The organism is Gilliamella sp. App4-10 (assembly GCF_001690495.1).
GTDB classification, from domain to species: domain Bacteria; phylum Pseudomonadota; class Gammaproteobacteria; order Enterobacterales; family Orbaceae; genus Gilliamella; species Gilliamella apicola_G.
Genome location: NZ_LZGS01000035.1, coordinates 443,148 through 461,806, shown reverse-complemented (window position 1 = coordinate 461,806; position 18,659 = coordinate 443,148). Strand labels below are relative to the sequence as shown.

Below are 18,659 nucleotides of genomic sequence, written 5' to 3'. Positions count from 1 at the left end.
TTATTATTAATCATGATCGCTTATTTTATTAAAAAATAAAATTTAATCGAATAATAAAAACATTATTATTAGTGTATCTAAAATAAAATACTGCAAGTGTCGTATTTATTCGTTGAATGGTGTTCACTTTTTATATAAGTTATTTAGTCATGATAGAGAATTATATTTAGTATTTACAATCTGAATTAGTATTTCATCATTAAGATAAATATGTTTGAATTAATCATAAAATAAGGCTACAGGATGATTAAGAAAGTTAAAATAAATGTTGGTGGTCGTGTACAAGGTGTAGGATTTCGTTTTTTTACTTATCAGCAAGCTCAAAAACTTGGTTTAGTTGGCTATGTTAGAAATTTAGATAACGGCGATGTTGAAATTATTGCTCAAGGTGACAGCTTACAAATAGCCAAATTAACACAATGGGTTAAAAATGGCGGGCCTGCATCATCGCGTATTTCATGTGTAAATATTTGCGAATTATTGCCACAAAACGATTTAACTTCTTTTAATGTTCGATATTAATTTAATAAAAAATAAAGTAGAATAATTAAAATTTTGGGCATTCGAAATAATAATTTCTAATTAATGTGATTAACGTATGTTATGAATAAAAAAAATCTTATCTGTTTTTTACTTCTCATTGTTGTTATCGGTGTTTATTACAATTATCAAAAAGGAGATGATGTAGTAAGCAAATCAACCCAAAATATATCAGATAAGCCGAATTATCAAAGTGATGAAATGTTAACAAATATTTACGACTTATCTGGTGAGCTTATTTATAAAATTGAGTCCAGTAATATTAGGCACTTTGATGATTCAGACAATACTGAATTTGATTTGCCCAATTTTACTTTTTATGATCAAGTTCATTTAGCTGCATGGCATATTAAAGCAAAGAAAGCGATACTAACGAGTGATAAACTTTTGTATCTTTATCATGATGTACAATTAGATAATTTGACAAAAGAAGCTCAATTAAAACAAGTAAAAACAGATAATGCCGTGATAGATTTAACTTCACAACTAGTCACATCAAAAGATCCTGTCATCGTTAATGGTGTGGGGTTTTATTCAACAGGTATTGGATTAGCGGGTGATTTGCATGCAAAAACGGCTAACATACTTGAAAATGTAAAAACATATTATAATACAGAGGCAAAATAAAACATGATTTCGCTAAAAAAAGTTGTTTTTTCATTAATTTTATTGCTACCTATCTCTTTAAGTAGTTTTGCAAATGAATCTACTACGCAATCAGTAGAACCTAAAGAAGACCATAAGATGTTCGCCGATAATAAACCTATTACGATTGATGCGGATAATCAACAAATTGATATTGAAAATAACACAATTACATTTATTGGTAACGTTGTCATTGTTCAAGAAGGGTTAACCATACAAGCAGATAAAGTGGTTATAACAGACACGCAAGACACGGTAAAACAAAAAATCACGGCCTATGGAAATCCAGTGAATTATAAGCAAATTTTACCGGAAAACAATAAGATTGTAACGGGTCATTCTTCACAAGTTATTTACAATGTAAAACAAAATAATGTGGTTTTACAAGGTAATGCCGAATTATTTCAACAGGACAATCATATTATTAGTGATCTTATTACTTACGATGTCAAAAAACAGCAAATATTAGCGCAACCAGGTAAGAATATGCGAGTAAAAAGCACTATCATCCCAAACCAAGTTAAAGAGATGAATAAATAAAATGTCAATGTTAAAAGCGGAAAATCTAGCTAAAGTATACAAAAAACGCCGTGTAGTTGAAGATGTGAGTTTAACCGTTAATTCTGGCGAAATCGTCGGGTTATTAGGACCAAATGGCGCAGGTAAAACCACCACTTTTTATATGGTGGTTGGTATTGTGACCTTAAATGCAGGCAAAATTTACCTTGATGATCATGATATCAGCATTTTACCTTTACATGAACGGGCTCAAAAAGGCATTGGTTATTTACCACAAGAAGCCTCTATTTTTAGAAAATTGTCTGTTATTGATAACATTATGGCGATTTTAGAAACGCGCAAAGATATTGATAAAAATGAAAAAATTGATCGTGCCGAAGAATTACTTGAAGAGTTTCATATTACGCATATTCGTGACAGCATAGGTCAATCTCTATCTGGTGGTGAAAGGCGCCGAGTTGAAATAGCAAGGGCATTAGCGGCTAATCCTAAATTTATTTTGCTTGATGAACCTTTTGCTGGTGTCGATCCGATTTCAGTGATAGATATTAAAAGTATCATTAAACATTTACGTGATCGAGGGCTAGGCGTATTAATAACCGATCATAATGTCCGTGAAACGTTAGATGTTTGTGAGCGTGCTTATATTGTTAATAAAGGACATTTAATTGCTGAGGGTTCACCAAGTGACATTTTAAATAACGAATATGTAAAACGCGTTTACTTAGGAAACGAGTTCAGATTATGATCAAACCCAGTTTACAACTGAAAGTATCTCAACAATTATCCATGACACCACAATTACAATTGGCGATTCGATTGTTACAGTTGTCAACTTTAGAGCTTCAACAAGAGATTCAAACCGAGCTTGAAAATAACCCATTGCTCGAAGTGGCCGATCAATATCACGAAATTGATGTTGAACAAAACGTTAAAGATGAAAATATCGATACGCGTGAAGCCTTAGATAGCCGAGAAATACCCGAAGATATCCCATTAGATGCCTCACTAGATGATATCTATACCGCTGGAACCCCCTCTGGCACTCACTCTGATTATCGTAATGATGAATTGCCTATCTACCAAGGTGAAACTCACGAAACGTTACATGATTATTTAAGATGGCAACTTGAGTTAACGCCTTTTAGTGATATTGATAGGGCGATAGCGGTGTCGATTATTGAAGCGATTGATGAGCGAGGCTATCTAACAGTTTCATTAGATGAAATTTTGGAAGAGCAGGGTAATGACGAGATTGAATTGAACGAAGTTGAAACTGTTTTAAAGCGTATTTGGCATTTTGATCCAATTGGCGTGGGAGCCAGATCGTTACAAGAGTGTTTATCCATTCAAATTCAACATTTAACCTGTCCACTACTGGTTAAACAAATTATTGAGAACTACTTAGATTTGTTAGCGACGCGAGATTATAGAACATTAAAAAAAGTATTAAACGCAAGCGATGAGCAGTTAAAAGAAGCAGTCAATTTTATTCAACATTTACAGCCGTATCCTGGTGATTCAGTCAATACCACACCACCAGATTATGTGATCCCTGATATTTTAGTAAAAAAGGTGAATGGAAACTGGGTTGTCGATTTGAATAATGACACCATGCCGCGCTTACGTATTAATCAGCAATATGCAGCAATGGAAAAGATAGCAAATGAAAGTGATAGCCAATATATTCGCTCACATTTGCAAAATGCGAATTGGTTTATTAAAAGTGTTGAAAATCGTCATGAAACATTACTTAAAGTAAGTCAATTTATTGTTGAGCATCAGCAAGCATTTTTTGAACACGGTACTGAATACATGAAACCAATGATTTTATCTGATGTTGCAACGGCAATTGACATGCACGAATCAACCATTTCCCGTGTGACAACACAGAAATATTTACAATGCCCTACAGGAATATTTGAGTTAAAATTCTTTTTTTCTAGTCATGTAAACACAGAATCAGGTGGTGAAGCTTCGTCGACAGCTATTCGTGCTTTAATTAAAAAATATATATTGGCAGAAGACAGCAAAAAGCCATTAAGTGATAGTAAATTGGTCGCAATCCTTGAAGAACAAGGTATTATGATTGCCCGTCGAACCGTAGCAAAATATCGTGAAGTCTTATCAATTCCGCCATCAAGCCAACGTAAACAACTTTAAATTTAAATCTGTTTATGACCACGGATGATTTTAGATGACTTTTTCAGTTTCAATAATCATCATATCTGTAGTAAAAGAACCATCTGCTTGAAGTTCAAAATAATTTTTTGTATCGTCAGCTGCTGTTTCTTGGTAAATTCGTATTGCCTCAATTAACTGTTCAGCAGTACGCATTCGTTTAACCCATGTATCAAAAGAGAGTGTTAAACGATGGCGGACTATATTATTAATGACAAAACCAGCTTCAGTTAAAAAGGTTAACCACTCACCGGGGGTATAGTCTCGAACGTGTGATGCGTCACGCAAGGCTTCAACGGTTTGAAGCCAAATATCTAATACAGGGTGACCAGGTGAAACAACATCCATAATAATTAATTTACCACCAGGTTTAGTTATGCGATGGAGCTGTCGAATACTTCTGCCGACATCATGCCAGTGATGTGCTGAATAACGGCTGACAACAATATCAAATTGATTATCAGTAAAAGGTGGATATTCCGCATAACCTTGCTTAACGGTTATATTTTGTAAACCGCGCTCTTTCGATGTTTGCGCTACAACCGATAACATTTCATTTGAAAGATCATAGGCTGTAACATGTTTAACATATTTTGCCGCAATAAAACTGACATGACCTGCGCCACATCCCATATCAAGTAGACTTGCCTCGGAATGTGGTATAAGTAGGTTAGATAAATATTCAAGATCAGGCCCTTGAGCATGTACTTTACTGGTTAAATAAGCATTGGCTTGTTCGCCAAACTGCTGTTTTACATTGTCATGATGTGTTGCCATTGTTGATTCTCATTATTGGGCGCAAATAAGCGCCCAAAAGTTAAGCTAAAAATGAAGGGATTTTATGTTCAAAGTCGCTAATCGCTTCTTCATGTTGTAAGGTTAAGCCAATATTATCTAACCCATTTAACAAGCAATGACGTTTAAAAGTATCAATTTTAAATGTATATCGCTTGTCGCCGGCAATAACCACTTCATTGACTAAATCAATGGTAAACTCAATGCCTTCATTGGTTTCGACCATTTTAAACAGCTCATCAACATCGTCTTCGGATAAATTAACCAATAGTAACTGATTGTTAAATGAGTTATTGTAAAAAATATCGGCAAAGCTTGAACCAATGATGGTTTTAAATCCATAATCAGCTAATGCCCAAGGGGCATGTTCACGAGAAGAACCACATCCAAAATTTTCACGTGCTAATAAAATGCTGGCACCTTTATAGCGGGGTTTATTCAAGACAAATTCAGGATTAGGCTGCTTGCCAGCATCATCTAAAAATCGCCATTCATGAAAGGCGTGTTGACCAAATCCAGTACGTGTTACTTTCTGTAAAAACTGTTTTGGAATGATTGCATCAGTATCAACATTAGCCGCGTCCAAAGGAACAACTAATCCGGTATGTTTTGTAAATTTAGCCATGACAAGTCTCCTTAAAACGGTTTGCGAATATCAGTAAAATGACCAGTAATAGCCGCGGCAGCAGCCATAGCAGGGCTGACTAAATGTGTTCTGGCATCCCGCCCTTGGCGCCCTTCAAAATTACGATTACTAGTTGATGCGCAGCGATCCCCTGGTGCTAATTTATCGTCATTCATTGCAAGGCACATTGAACAGCCCGGCAAACGCCATTCAAAACCAGCGTCGATAAAAATTTTATCTAATCCTTCGGCTTCGGCTTGTTTTTTGACAGGACCTGAGCCTGGCACGACTAATGCTTGTACACCCTCTGCCACTTTGCGACCTTTAGCAATTAGCGCTGCTGCACGTAAATCTTCAATTCGCGAATTTGTACATGAGCCAATAAACACTTTATTGATCTTAATATCTGTCATTTTGGTGCCAGCGGTTAATCCCATATAAGTTAATGCGCGCTCTGCGGAATGTTTCTCGATGAGATCAGAGAAACCATCGGGATTGGGTACTGTTGCATCAATGGACGTGACTTGACCCGGATTTGTTCCCCAAGTGACTTGAGGTGCAATATCTTTACCTTCAAGTGTGACCACGGTGTCAAACTGCGCGCCGTCGTCGGTTTTTAGGGTTTTCCAATAGGCAACAGCTTTTTCAAAATCGTCCCCCTTTGGTGAAAATTGACGACCTTTTAAGTACTCAAAAGTCACTTCATCTGGCGCAATAATACCAGCTTTAGCCCCCATCTCGATTGCCATATTGCATAATGTCATGCGTCCTTCCATTGATAATGATTTGATGGCATCACCACAAAACTCAACCACATGCCCAGTACCACCAGCACTGGTAGTTTTACCAATAATCGCTAATATAATATCTTTGGCCGTGATCCCTTTAGCTACTTGACCTTTAACCTCGATTTTCATGGTTTTAGCACGGCCTTGTTTTAAGGTCTGGGTGGCTAAGACATGCTCAACTTCAGAGGTGCCAATTCCAAATGCTAGTGCACCAAATGCGCCATGTGTTGCGGTATGTGAATCACCACACACAATAGTCATACCGGGTAAAGTCATCCCTTGTTCAGGACCGACCACATGGACAATACCACGTAATGGGCTTTGTAAATCATATAACGAAACACCAAACTCTTTGGCATTTTTTGCCAGTTCAGTTAATTGAATGCGAGCCATTTCGCTGCAAGCATTTAAATCATTACTTTTGGTTGAAGTATTATGATCCATGGTCGCAAAAGTTTTATGAGGCTGACGCACTTTACGATTCATTGCACGCAAACCATCAAATGCTTGTGGAGAGGTGACTTCATGCACTAAATGGCGATCGATATATAAAATAGGTGTTTCGTTTGGTGCTTCATAAACGACATGTGCATCATACAATTTTTGATACAGTGTTTTTGACATTGCATATTCCTTATTATTTTTACAACAAGTACTAAAGACTGGGTTTATCGCATTATTTTATTTACGGTTATAATCAAACCATGCGGTTAAAGCAGCTTACAAATAATATCGCCCATTTCATTAGTAGATACTGGCTGCTCTTTTTGGGCTAGATCAATAGTACGATAGCCTTGCTCTAATGCTTTATTTACGGCTGTTTCGATAGCTGATGCAATATCATCTCTTTTTAAGCTATAACGTACTAGCAATGCTAAAGATAGAATTTGTGCTGCTGGATTAGCAATGTTTTTACCTGCAATATCTGGCGCACTTCCGCCCGCGGGTTCGTATAATCCAAAACCTTGCTCGTTAAGGCTGGCAGAAGGTAACATACCCATAGAGCCAGTTATCATGGCGCATTCATCAGACAAGATATCACCAAATAAATTTGAACATAAAATTACGTCAAACTGTGAAGGATCTTTAACTAATTGCATGGTGGCATTATCAATATACATATGCTCAAGTGCGACATCTGGATAGTGTTTAGCAACTTCATTCACTACTTCGCGCCATAAAATTGAGGTTTGTAGTACATTAGCTTTATCAATTGATGTCACTTTTTTACGACGTAAACGTGCGGCTTCAAAGCCCATTTTAGCGATACGTTCGATTTCAAAACGGTGATACACCTCTGTATCAAAAGCCTTTTCTTGCGCGCCACTTCCTTCTCGTCCTTTCGGTAAACCAAAATAGATACCACCAGTTAATTCGCGCATGCATAAAATATCAAAACCACGCTGGGCAATATCGGCACGTAATGGGCAAAGATCTTCTAATCCTTGATATAAGCGAGCAGGACGCATATTAGCAAATAATTTGAAATGTTTGCGTAGTGGCAATAACGCACCGCGTTCAGGCTGTTGGTCGGGTGGTAAGTTAGTCCATTTTGGTCCGCCGACTGAGCCAAATAAAATAGCATCGGCTTTTTCACAGCCTTCAAGAGTGTCATTAGGTAATGGGCAGCCATGAATATCAATTGCTGCACCACCGACATCGTATTCACTAGTAGTGATAGAAAGTTGATATTTTTGACGGATAACGTCTAGTACTTTATAGGCCTGTTTCATCACTTCTGGGCCAATGCCATCGCCGGGCAGAATTGCAATATGGTAGTTTTGTGACATTTTTTATTCCTTTACAATCTCATATAATTTTCTTATTTTGCTGTTAAACGAGCAAAACAAATTATTTGTTAATCTTGGTGTAATTTTTGTTTTTCTTGGGCAACTTGATTTGCTCTATACACATTATTTAATACATTAATTAAAGCCAAAGCGGATGAGTGAACAATATCAGTTGCAAGTCCAACACCATGGAATTTACGCCCCTTATATTCGGCAACAATATCCACTTGCCCTAACGCATTTTCGCCTTGCCCTTTAGAGGCTAATTGGTATTTAACAATCGAGATAGGTTCGCCAGTAATCCGATTTATGGCTTGGTAAACCGCATCGACAGGACCATTACCTGTTGCTGCATCGGAATACTTTTTATCGCCAATTAATAAACAGACTGAAGCAGTTGAAACCACTGTTGAACCTGACTGAACATTAAAGTAATCCAAAACATAATGTTCTTTTTCATCTTTCAATTGATTGATGAAGATTAATGCTTCTAAATCATAATCAAACACTTGACCTTTTTTATCAGCCAGTTCTAAAAACGCTTCATAGACTTGATCTAAGTTATAATCTTTATCGTGATACCCCAGTTCTTCTAAACGATGTTTAACCGCGGCGCGCCCAGAGCGAGAGGTTAAGTTTAATTGAATTTGATTTAAACCGATTGATTCTGGGGTCATAATCTCGTAAGTTTCACGATTTTTTAAAACCCCATCTTGATGAATCCCGGACGAGTGAGCAAAAGCATTACTACCAATAATTGCTTTATTGCCCGGAATTGGCATGTTACTAATTTGACTGACAATCTGGCTTGTGCGATAAATTTCTTGATGATTGATATTAGTATGCACATTTAAAATATTTTGACGAACTTTGATTGCCATAATCACTTCTTCAAGTGCGGTATTACCCGCACGTTCGCCTAAACCATTCATCGCCCCTTCAATTTGGCGAGCACCTTCTTGAACCGCGCTAATCGAGTTAGCCACCGACATGCCCAAGTCATCATGGCAATGCACAGAGATAATCGCTTGATCAATGTTCGGGACACGTTCAAATAAGGTACGAATAATGCCACCAAATTGATAAGGGACAGTATAACCGACAGTATCCGGGATATTGATCGTTCTTGCCCCGGCTTTAATTGCTGCTTCAACGATACGACATAAGTTATCAATTGGGGTACGGCCTGCATCTTCACAAGAAAACTCCACATCATTAGTATAATTACGTGCACGCTTAATACAGTGCACAGCCCTTTCAATGACATCATCAAATGTCATTTTTAATTTATCTTTAACATGTAAGGTTGATGTTGCCATAAAAGTATGAATTCGGAATTGATCGGCAACTTTTAATGCCTCGGCAGCAACATCAATATCTTTATCAACACAACGAGATAAGGCACAAACTCGACTATCTTTAATAGTTTTTGCTATGGTTTGTACTGACTCAAAATCACCAGGTGATGAAATAGGAAAGCCAACTTCCATCACATCGACTCGCATTCGCTCTAATGCAAGCGCTATTTGTAACTTTTCTTTAACACTCAAACTTGCTTGTAATGCTTGTTCGCCATCACGTAACGTTGTATCAAATATAATGACTTGATCGTTCATCGTTTTTTCCTTTTTATTAGGCGCTATCACGGGCTCTATTTTGCAAAAACAAAAAAACCCGCACTTTAGCGCGGGTTTTTGTTAATTTGTAGAGTTATTCAATAAACTATCTTTTTACTCCACACAAAAACTATCCGCGCAAAAAGATGCGAGGAGGAAGCTAAGGTTGAGTGATAAATAGTTAACAAACATAAAATCTCAAATTTGATTGTAATATAGACTAAATTAGTAGTATTTTTATCAAATGATATGGCTGATGTCAATCATTTTTTCGAACTTAATATTCTATTTTTTAAATAAAATAACAAATACACAATCTATCAAGTCTTGCTTTGCTATTTAACCCATCTATTAAAATGATAAGTTGAGATATAACTTAACTTTATTATAATAATTGAAAGCATAACTCATGAGGGCACAACAATGAATATAGTTGATATTTCTCAAAAACGCTATACCACTAAACATTATGATGAAACCAAAAAAATTCCCGCCGATCAGATTGAACAATTATTAACAGTTTTAAGAAACAGTCCATCATCTGTCAATTCACAACCATGGCACTTTTATGTTATTGATAATGATGCGTCCAAAAATAAAATTTTACCCGCTATACTTGAATTTAATCAACCAAGAGTGGCTGGCGCTTCGCACACTATTGTTTTTTGTATTAAAACGCCAATAGATGAAGCCCATTTAGTCAATCTGCTTAATCAAGAAGATAAAGACGGTCGATATCCTTCAGCCGATCTTAAACAAGCGCAAGATCAAGGTCGTCGGCACTTTGTAAACCTCAATAGTGCAACCATTGAAGCGCAACAATGTTGGGAAAGTAAACAAGCTTATCTCGCATTAGGGCAACTGCTTTTTGCAGCAGCGGCAATTGGTGTTGATTCAACGGCTATTGAAGGATACGACGCCAAAAAAATGGATGAAATCTTAGATCTTAAAAGCAAAGGTCTTAAAAGTATTGTTGTTGCCACATTAGGCTATCGAGCTGAAAATGACGGCAATGCACACCGACCAAAATCACGCTTACCGAAAGAGCAAATTTTTACGTTTTTATAAAATAACTTGAAATATCCCCCTATTAATTGTGATAAATATGGGGGATATTTTTATAGTTTATTTCTATTTAACCAACACCAACTATTTATATTAAACAAAGATAATTGTTATGAAATGGTTAAATTTTATCGAATAGTAGTTTACTATTCTGCTCGCGCTATCGTTTATACTTAAATCATCATTATAAATAATGATAGACCAATAACATCATTCACTGTGGGAAACACTGGGTTATTTATACTTCATGTTTAAAATAATTTTCTGAAAACTTATAAGACGTTTTACCCGAAATCGCTTTATGTGGTTTAACCGTTTTATAAAAATAAATAAACCCCTTAAAATTTTTTCTCTTTTTTAAATCGTTAAATATTTGCTGATTTTGCCACATTTTTTAAGATACGTATCTTTCTTTCTGCTTTTCCATTAATTTTTGGGGGTAGGTAGGTTTCGTGAATTTTTGATTGGTACGATGATTATGATGGAAAATCATCCATGACCCAGATATGTCCGTTACTTGGCGTTAGTGCATTGGGTTATTATGCAGGGTTAAAAAAACAAACAAATTAGCCAAACTCAGCGAGTATATCAAAAAGCAATATTAGCAGCATAAGGCACGTGTGGGTGCATCGAGTCTATTTCATGATGTTAGAGATGTAGGATATCCAGTTTCAGAAAGGACGATGAGCCTAATCATATCTTATTCATGATTGTTACTGCAAAACGAAGAAGCTGGCTAATAAAGCACTATTTGATTATATTAAAATCTATTATAATCGAATACGCCGTCATTCAGCCAACGGCTGGGTATCACCAGAACAATATGAACAACAATATTACTAAAACGACAAAATGATAGAGGTGGGCACTGTCTCATATTTTGGCGAGGATCAGAAATTGAAATCAGTTGACTTAACAATTTCCTAGAAAAATCATCTACTACATTCAATATTCTAAATCGACGATGATTAGCGAGCTGATCGAAGGCAAAATCAATGGGTCATCATTTATTTTTGGGAATAGGTCAGTGATGTTTTTAAAAATCATCATTTATAGCACGTTGATGTATAAATCATTATCCAAATTCTAACAAATAACCCTAGACCCAATCTTCAGAATCGCTACAATATACGCCATTAGTCATATAGCAAATACTTTTTGCTATTTTTAATCAATTAAACGGATGATGTTTTATGGCGCAATATGTTTATACCATGAACCGCGTTGGGAAGATTGTTCCCCCTAAACGCTATATTTTAAAAGATATCTCTTTAAGCTTTTTCCCTGGTGCAAAAATTGGTGTGCTGGGTTTAAATGGTGCGGGTAAATCTACTTTACTGCGCATTATGGCGGGGGTGGATACCGAAATTGAAGGTGAAGCACGACCACAGCCTGACATTAAAATTGGTTATTTACCACAAGAGCCGAAATTAGATCCTAAACAAACCGTGCGCGAGGCTGTAGAACAAGCAGTTGGTGATGCTAAACAAGCACTGGCTCGATTAGATGAAGTGTATGCTGCTTATGCCGATCCTGATGCCGATTTTGACAAATTGGCTAAAGAACAAGCTGAACTAGAAGCCATTATTCAAGCGCAAGATGCGCATAATTTAGATAACCAATTAGAACGGGCAGCCGATGCGTTGCGGTTACCCGATTGGGATGCGAAAATTGAAAATTTATCGGGTGGTGAGCGCCGACGTGTGGCTATTTGTCAGTTATTGCTGGAAAAACCTGATATGTTATTAATTGATGAGCCAACCAACCACTTAGATGCGGAATCGGTTGCATGGTTAGAACGATTTTTACATGACTACGAAGGCACGGTTGTTGCGGTAACTCACGATCGCTACTTTTTAGATAACGTAGCTGGTTGGATTTTAGAACTTGACCGTGGTGAGGGCATTCCATGGGAAGGTAACTACTCATCTTGGCTTGAACAGAAAGATCAGCGTTTAGCGCAAGAAGCCTCGACCGAATCGGCACGTCGTAAATCGATTGAAAAAGAACTTGAGTGGGTACGGCAAAATCCAAAAGGGCGCCAAGCAAAAAGCAAAGCCCGTTTAGCCCGTTTTGAAGAACTCAACAGCAACGATTACCAAAAACGTAACGAAACTAACGAACTATTTATTCCACCTGGGCAACGTTTGGGGGATAAAGTGATTGAGGTGAATAACCTCACTAAATCGTATGGCGATCGTGTGTTGATTGATAATCTGTCTTTTAGCATTCCTAAAGGGGCAATTGTTGGCATTATTGGTCCAAATGGGGCAGGTAAATCAACGCTATTTAGGATGCTATCAGGCAAAGAACAACCTGATTCAGGTACCATTACTTTAGGTGAAACTGTGCAGCTAGCCTCGGTTGATCAGTTCCGCGATAACATGGATGATAAAAAAACTGTTTGGGATGAGATCTCAAATGGTCAAGATATTATGCGTATTGGTAATTTTGAAATTCCAAGCCGTGCTTATGTTGGTCGTTTTAACTTTAAAGGTGTTGATCAGCAAAAACGAGTGGGTGAACTTTCAGGCGGTGAACGTGGACGCGTGCATTTAGCTAAATTATTGCAAGTGGGCGGTAATGTTCTGTTACTTGACGAACCGACCAATGACTTAGATGTCGAAACGCTACGTGCGCTGGAAAATGCATTATTAGAGTTTCCGGGCTGTGCCTTAGTGATTTCGCATGACCGTTGGTTTTTAGATCGTATTGCGACCCATATTTTGGATTACCAAGACGAAGGTCATGTTGAATTCTTTGAGGGTAACTTTACCGAGTACGAAGAGTGGAAAAAACGCACATTGGGTGCTGAGGCATTAGAGCCAAAACGCGCTAAATATAAACGAATCACTAAATAGCCTTAACTTGCATTCCATTCCGCTGAAATAATGTCAGCGGAATGGTTTTATCTTCTTAATATCTATCTTAAAATATTTTTTACACAGCGATGACTTAAACTAACGCCTTAGAAACTTTAATAATGTTGGCAAAGGTATCGGTTAATAAACGCGGTATGGCGTTTATTCCACGTGATTTTGCATCATCACAAATGGCAATCGCAAGATCAGGTTTTGAACTTTTATGAATCGCTTTTTGAATAATTTGATGTACAGGCAGATCAATATGCTGTGTGGTATTATAAGCAGCGAGTTTATAAACGTGGCTAAATCCATGTTTAAATAAAAAGTTTTCAATATCTCGGGCTGGTAAAACGGTTAAGTAATCATTGGGATTTTTATCGTCACCACATAGCGATTTTATGGTATCGGCATATTTTTTACCAGCCATATCTCCATCAGTTATCACATACCAATTGATGCCCATTTTATTGGCATATTTTATGAGTGGTTTTAAGCCGCACTGAGCAAACTCAATGAGCTGAACTCCTTCTGAACTCAAATGGTAACCACTTTGTTCTGCAAGCTCACGCAATAACCACACTTCGGTTTCGCCCTCGACTAATAACCAACATCGTGCAAATAAGGCGTTTGAGCGCCGGTAAAGAATATGAAAGGCAATACGACGGCTATCGCTAATACTTAATGAATGGGGAGCAATGTATTTGGAAACTATTTTATCAGGCAGACGAATTAACCGATAAAGGCTTTCTAATGGAAATAACGAAACTAAATCGCTCGAGTTTGAGGTAATAATTTTTTGCGTAGGAAAATGTTTTAACAACCGAAAACCCACCGACAAAATAATAGGATGCAGTTGGCTTTCAGGCTCTTCTAAAATCAAAATGGGCACAGAACTTTGCAAAAGTGAATTATTCCCTTTGGCATTGATGATAGAACCTAAAATACCCAATAATGCAGTGCGTAAAAAGTCGTTATCAAGCCCATCCAACACATTATTAATACGCTCAAGCGAATCCCAATCTTCACTACGTGGCGTCCCTTGTTTGGCTACTTGCTTATAATGGTAACGATGCTCTTGATCAGCAAAATAATATTCTAACAACGCTTTGGCGGCTTGCAAACCGCGGTGTAGATGATCTTGCGTTAATTGTGCTGAGTGAGCCTTTAACTGTTCAGAAAGTTGCAAAGTATAGTATTCCGATAACGGCTGATTGGTAATGGGCAGATTTTGAGGACTAATCGAATGCTTAAGTGCCATAACAGGATTGAGATCAATTAAATTGGCGATTAATGGCTCGTGATTCTCAAAAGCAAAAGGTTTACCTTGTAAATCCACCAACATGTGCTGAGTAATAATTTTATCAACTTGCTTATTAGCCGTAATTAGGTAAGTAATTCGAAATAGTTTATCTTGCTCTGAATGATAGGCAACGGGTAATAATGACTTATAGTCTAGATTATTAAGTTCATTGAGATAGGATTCACAATACGTTATTTGGATATTAATTTTATTACCATAGATTTCATTTCGGTCATGGTAAAAATCGGAATCGACAAATTGATAAAACTTATTATCAAGCGATAACAGTTGTAGCGCACTAATTAAACTCGAGCGCCCCCAACGATTTTCCCCCATGAGTACACTAGAGCCCGCATTTAATTTTAACGATAGCTGACTGATCCCCTTAAATCCTGAAATATCAATTTGTTCAATAAACATAATGTATCCTTATTGCTAAAGGTGATACTTTTCGGTGCGTTTACGAATTCGTTCTGCTTTTTTGTGCGTACTATTAATTAATTTCGATTCATCATGCAAAATGAATTTCAGAGGCTTATTAAAATAGATTTTTAAAAACAGCCAAATATCACGATCAGTTAAGCCAATTTTAGTAGATGAAAAATAAAGCCCAATTAAATCTTTATCTCGCCAGCGAGTAGGCACTTTATTGCGAGTCTGTGCTCGGTGTAAATCGATAACCGATAATTTGATTTGCTGCTGATTTTCAAATAACGGTAAATCCAGCAAAAAATGACACAAATAACAGTCACGATGATTAACACCGGCTGCATGCATTTTTGCTACCATGTTAGCTAAATAAACAATTAAAGAACGCTTTAAGTGATAGCTTGGCGGCTTAGTTAGCCACGAGTTTGTAAAATCTTCTAAACTGATTGTCGGATTAAGATCTTGAGTGATAATAAATGAATGACGAGTCAGCGGATTTAATCCTTTGCGTCCAAAAGCACGCCCATCCATGGTATTTATGCCCGCTTGCGCTAGGCGATGAATAGCCTCCCATTCTTGCTTAGCATCTAAAACGGGTAAACGTAACGAAATTAGATTTTTCACAATTTCTTTAACCGTTGTGCCACGATGAATTTTAATAAAGTAAGATTGTCCAGCAAGCTCAAAATTTAACGTTTTGCGTTGTTTAACAGCACGATAGACTTTACCCGATATTAACTCAACCTCAGCAAATGGATCTTTACCACACCACAACTTCTCAAAAGGTGATTTTAACTTAATTTCATTCATGATTATCACAACCTAAAATAATATCTGCGGCACGCTGCGCTAAATGATATAAATCCGCCGTTTTGCCATAATCTATCGCATTATTATGCCATGTTAGTAATTGATCGTGATTGGTTAGAGCATTTTGCAAAGTTTGATTGAGATTTGCTTGTACAAAAGGCTCAGCAAGTATCACTCCAGCATTTGCATCATGTATATGATAAGCATACCCTGAAATGCCTGATACAATAACCGGCACACCAGCGGCCAATCCTTCAATTAAAACCATACCTGCAGCTTCTTGCCTTGCTGGATGTAACAGTAAATTGGCTGCAAATAAAATATCGGCAATGTCATTGCGCCCCGCAAAAAATCGGACTTGCTGCTCAATACCCAGTTGTTTAGCCATTTTTTGATAAGCATCGGGTTTATCTTGTCCAACCACTAAAAAAGTGACTTTTTGCTTTAATTCGTTAGGTAAAGCTGCAATGGCGATTAACGAACGATCCACCCCTTTACGTTTAAAATCTGAGCCAATTTGCACCATCACAAAATTATGTTCATCAATTTGATTGGCTTGTCTAAAATGCTTACCTTTAGCGAGCGATTCTGGATGATATTGACGATCTTGCGCAATACCGGGCGGCAATAAGTAAAATCGTGATTGCTCAGTATCATAATACTGCACAAAATCACTGATTTGTTGTTTAGTTAAAACCATCACTTTGGTTTGACTATGTCGATTAAAAACCGCATCTTCAAAGGCTAAATAGTGTTTACAGCGTTTTGATATCTTATACCAAAAGCCCTTGTGTGACACTTTTTCAGCATAACAAGTATCACCCGCAAAATAGACATCAAGATCGGGCATTTTATTAAATCCAACTACACAATCAACAGGATTTGCTTGTAAATGCGCCTTGACCCACTGGGAATAAGATTGATTACGGCTATGATTAGATAAGCCTTTTTTAGGAACCAAAATAATATCAAAGCCAGCAGGCTTATCGCCTTGCCACGCCATCACATAAATCCGCACACGATGACCACGAGCTTGACAAGCTTTAGCAATTTGCAAAAAATCGCGTTGCAAACCACCAAAAGGGAAATATTTATAGATACAAAATGCCAGTTGCATGCAGGTTGCCTCAATATTGAAAGGGGTATTATATACTTGTTGATAAGCAAGGTGCAAAAATAGCTAGTTTTGTGAGAATTTACTTAAAAAGCATTCAGGTAGAATATTGATTTTATTGATATTTTTGTTTGTTGTTTTTTGTTAAAATTAAGCATTTACATAAGTTCAACAAAAAAAGAAATATTTCGTAAACCTTAATAAGCGAAGATAAAGATAAGTAAGTCTTCACCATTAATTAAAATCGATACTTTATTAGCCAAAAAACATTCAGGTAGAGTATTGATTTTATTTAATTTTTTCTTGTTGTTGTTTTTCAATAAAATCAATTAGTTACATAAGTTTAACCAAAAGAAGATGTGCCAATAAATCTTATTGATCAAAAATAAGTAAACCTTTACTCTTAATTAAAAGGGTTGTTTCATAGCACAAAAATAGTGAGTTAGGAAATTGATTTTATTATTTAATGAGTAAATAATCCCATACATCGCCGCTTGAAGTAAGCCCTCTAACTCCGTAAAATAAACAAAATTTTATTTTTGGTCTATTATGCAACTTCATCTTGTTGTCAATACTTTTGGCTCCGATCTTCAGCGTCGATATGGCGAAAAGATCTATAAACTGACCTTACATGGGGGATTTAGCTGCCCTAACCGCGATGGCACTATCGGCTTGGGGGGGTGTACTTTTTGTAATGTTGCCTCGATTATTGATGAGTCGATTCAAGTTAAATCAATTGCCGATCAACTTGTATCGCAAGCTCATCAAATGAAAAAATCTAAACGCTATCTTGCATACTTTCAAGCCTACACCAGTACTTATGCTGAAGTTGCAATCCTAAAAAATATGTATGAACAGGCACTAAATAGTGCTGATATTGTTGGGCTTTGTGTGGGTACTCGCCCTGATTGCGTACCGAATGAAGCACTTGATTTACTGGCAGGTTATCAATCTCAAGGTTTTGAAGTATGGTTAGAACTGGGCTTACAAACCGCTCACGATAAAACCTTGCATGATATAAATCGTGGACATACTTTTAACGATTATCATCAAACCGTACAAAAAGCTCGTAATCTTGGTATTAAAGTGTGCACTCACTTAATTATTGGCTTACCCAAAGAAACCAAACAAGATAATTTAATCACGCTTGAACGTGTATTAAATAGTGGTGTTGATGGCTTAAAATTGCACCCTTTGCATATTGTTGATGGCAGTATTATGGCAAAAGCATGGCGAGCTGGGCGTCTTGGCGTTTTATCATTAGATCAATATGTCGATATTGCTGGCGATATCATCAGGCAAACGCCCGCCAATATTTTATATCATCGCATTTCAGCTAACGCTAGAAAGCCAACCTTGCTAGCGCCAGATTGGTGCGAAAACCACTGGCAATCAATGAACGCAGTCGATCATAATTTGCGCCAATTTGGCGCCCAAGGTAGCGCGATTGGCGATCGTTATTGTTTTAAGTTGTAGTAGCTTTTTTGAACGGTACTACAAAGCAGGTAAAATAATCATAACATCATAATTTAAATTAAATTAAAAGGATTTTAGGTCGATTATGAAACTTGTTTCATT

17 protein-coding genes and 1 pseudogene are annotated in these 18,659 nt (G+C 36.9%); 9 read left to right on the top strand and 9 right to left on the bottom strand.

All coding sequences use genetic code 11. The annotated features are described in order from the left end of the window. Positions 1-243 precede the first annotated feature (243 nt). The 5 genes from yccX to A9G23_RS07120 all read left to right on the top strand — a co-directional run bounded on the left by yccX (position 244) and on the right by A9G23_RS07120 (position 3,867). Positions 244-522, top strand: coding sequence for an acylphosphatase (yccX, locus tag A9G23_RS07140; RefSeq protein ID WP_141670049.1), 279 nt, complete (start codon positions 244-246; stop codon positions 520-522). Between the two features lie 81 nt (positions 523-603). Continuing rightward, complete coding sequence (lptC, locus tag A9G23_RS07135; RefSeq protein ID WP_065586937.1) at positions 604-1,167, top strand: LPS export ABC transporter periplasmic protein LptC; 564 nt, start codon at positions 604-606, stop codon at positions 1,165-1,167. A gap of 3 nt (positions 1,168-1,170) precedes the next feature. Next, positions 1,171-1,725, top strand: coding sequence for a lipopolysaccharide transport periplasmic protein LptA (lptA, locus tag A9G23_RS07130; RefSeq protein ID WP_065586936.1), 555 nt, complete (start codon positions 1,171-1,173; stop codon positions 1,723-1,725). Between the two features lies 1 nt (position 1,726). Continuing rightward, a complete protein-coding gene (gene lptB / locus A9G23_RS07125) occupies positions 1,727-2,452 on the top strand; it encodes an LPS export ABC transporter ATP-binding protein (protein WP_065586935.1) in 726 nt (241 codons plus the stop codon). Beyond that, positions 2,452-3,867 (top strand): RNA polymerase factor sigma-54, encoded by a 1,416-nt coding sequence (locus tag A9G23_RS07120; protein WP_065587052.1) that lies wholly within the window; start codon positions 2,452-2,454, stop codon positions 3,865-3,867. The genes lptB and A9G23_RS07120 overlap by 1 nt, the downstream gene beginning before the upstream one ends. A 30-nt stretch (positions 3,868-3,897) precedes the next feature. Here A9G23_RS07120 and A9G23_RS07115 read toward each other — a convergent pair whose 3' ends face one another. The 5 genes from A9G23_RS07115 to leuA form a co-directional block, all read right to left on the bottom strand. Beyond that, complete coding sequence (locus A9G23_RS07115; protein ID WP_065586934.1) at positions 3,898-4,662, bottom strand: class I SAM-dependent methyltransferase; 765 nt, start codon at positions 4,660-4,662, stop codon at positions 3,898-3,900. A 40-nt stretch (positions 4,663-4,702) separates the two neighbouring features. Continuing rightward, a complete protein-coding gene (gene leuD, locus A9G23_RS07110; RefSeq protein WP_065586933.1) occupies positions 4,703-5,305 on the bottom strand; it encodes a 3-isopropylmalate dehydratase small subunit in 603 nt (200 codons plus the stop codon). Positions 5,306-5,316: 11 nt separating this feature from the next. Continuing rightward, the gene (gene leuC, locus A9G23_RS07105; protein ID WP_065586932.1) at positions 5,317-6,717 is read right to left on the bottom strand and encodes a 3-isopropylmalate dehydratase large subunit; all 1,401 of its coding nucleotides are present in this window, start codon (positions 6,715-6,717) and stop codon (positions 5,317-5,319) included. Positions 6,718-6,803: 86 nt separating this feature from the next. Further along, a complete protein-coding gene (leuB, locus tag A9G23_RS07100) occupies positions 6,804-7,883 on the bottom strand; it encodes a 3-isopropylmalate dehydrogenase (RefSeq protein ID WP_065586931.1) in 1,080 nt (359 codons plus the stop codon). A gap of 68 nt (positions 7,884-7,951) precedes the next feature. Then, the gene (leuA, locus tag A9G23_RS07095; protein ID WP_065586930.1) at positions 7,952-9,499 is read right to left on the bottom strand and encodes a 2-isopropylmalate synthase; all 1,548 of its coding nucleotides are present in this window, start codon (positions 9,497-9,499) and stop codon (positions 7,952-7,954) included. A 423-nt stretch (positions 9,500-9,922) separates the two neighbouring features. On the opposite strand from leuA, the gene nfsB reads away from it, so the two are divergent. Together nfsB and A9G23_RS11250 are read left to right on the top strand one after the other, a co-directional pair. After that, the gene (gene nfsB / locus A9G23_RS07090) at positions 9,923-10,567 is read left to right on the top strand and encodes an oxygen-insensitive NAD(P)H nitroreductase (RefSeq protein WP_065586929.1); all 645 of its coding nucleotides are present in this window, start codon (positions 9,923-9,925) and stop codon (positions 10,565-10,567) included. A 699-nt stretch (positions 10,568-11,266) separates the two neighbouring features. After that, positions 11,267-11,407, top strand: coding sequence for an IS3 family transposase (locus A9G23_RS11250; RefSeq protein WP_081296993.1), 141 nt, complete (start codon positions 11,267-11,269; stop codon positions 11,405-11,407). A 49-nt stretch (positions 11,408-11,456) separates the two neighbouring features. Here A9G23_RS11250 and A9G23_RS11750 read toward each other — a convergent pair. Continuing rightward, positions 11,457-11,561: pseudogene (locus tag A9G23_RS11750) on the bottom strand (IS3 family transposase); the annotation flags it as partial. Between the two features lie 196 nt (positions 11,562-11,757). Between A9G23_RS11750 and ettA the strand changes: the two are divergent. Then, the gene (ettA, locus tag A9G23_RS07085) at positions 11,758-13,425 is read left to right on the top strand and encodes an energy-dependent translational throttle protein EttA (protein WP_065586928.1); all 1,668 of its coding nucleotides are present in this window, start codon (positions 11,758-11,760) and stop codon (positions 13,423-13,425) included. Between the two features lie 94 nt (positions 13,426-13,519). Here ettA and A9G23_RS07080 read toward each other — a convergent pair whose 3' ends face one another. The 3 genes from A9G23_RS07080 to A9G23_RS07070 are packed head-to-tail and all read right to left on the bottom strand — an operon-like array spanning position 13,520 to position 17,084. After that, positions 13,520-15,148, bottom strand: a complete 1,629-nt coding sequence (locus A9G23_RS07080) for a DUF2813 domain-containing protein (RefSeq protein WP_065586927.1) — start codon at positions 15,146-15,148, stop codon at positions 13,520-13,522. Positions 15,149-15,163: 15 nt separating this feature from the next. Next, positions 15,164-15,967 (bottom strand): lipopolysaccharide core heptose(I) kinase RfaP, encoded by an 804-nt coding sequence (rfaP, locus tag A9G23_RS07075; protein ID WP_065586926.1) that lies wholly within the window; start codon positions 15,965-15,967, stop codon positions 15,164-15,166. Further along, on the bottom strand, positions 15,960-17,084 hold the full coding sequence (locus tag A9G23_RS07070) for a glycosyltransferase family 4 protein (RefSeq protein WP_065586925.1): 1,125 nt from the start codon (positions 17,082-17,084) through the stop codon (positions 15,960-15,962). Before A9G23_RS07070 ends, rfaP begins: the two co-directional genes overlap by 8 nt. 546 nt (positions 17,085-17,630) lie before the next feature. On the opposite strand from A9G23_RS07070, the gene A9G23_RS07065 reads away from it, so the two are divergent. Further along, positions 17,631-18,557 carry a TIGR01212 family radical SAM protein gene (locus tag A9G23_RS07065; RefSeq protein ID WP_065586924.1) on the top strand — a complete coding sequence of 309 codons (927 nt, stop codon included), beginning with the start codon at positions 17,631-17,633 and terminating at the stop codon, positions 18,555-18,557. Positions 18,558-18,659: the final 102 nt, after the last annotated feature.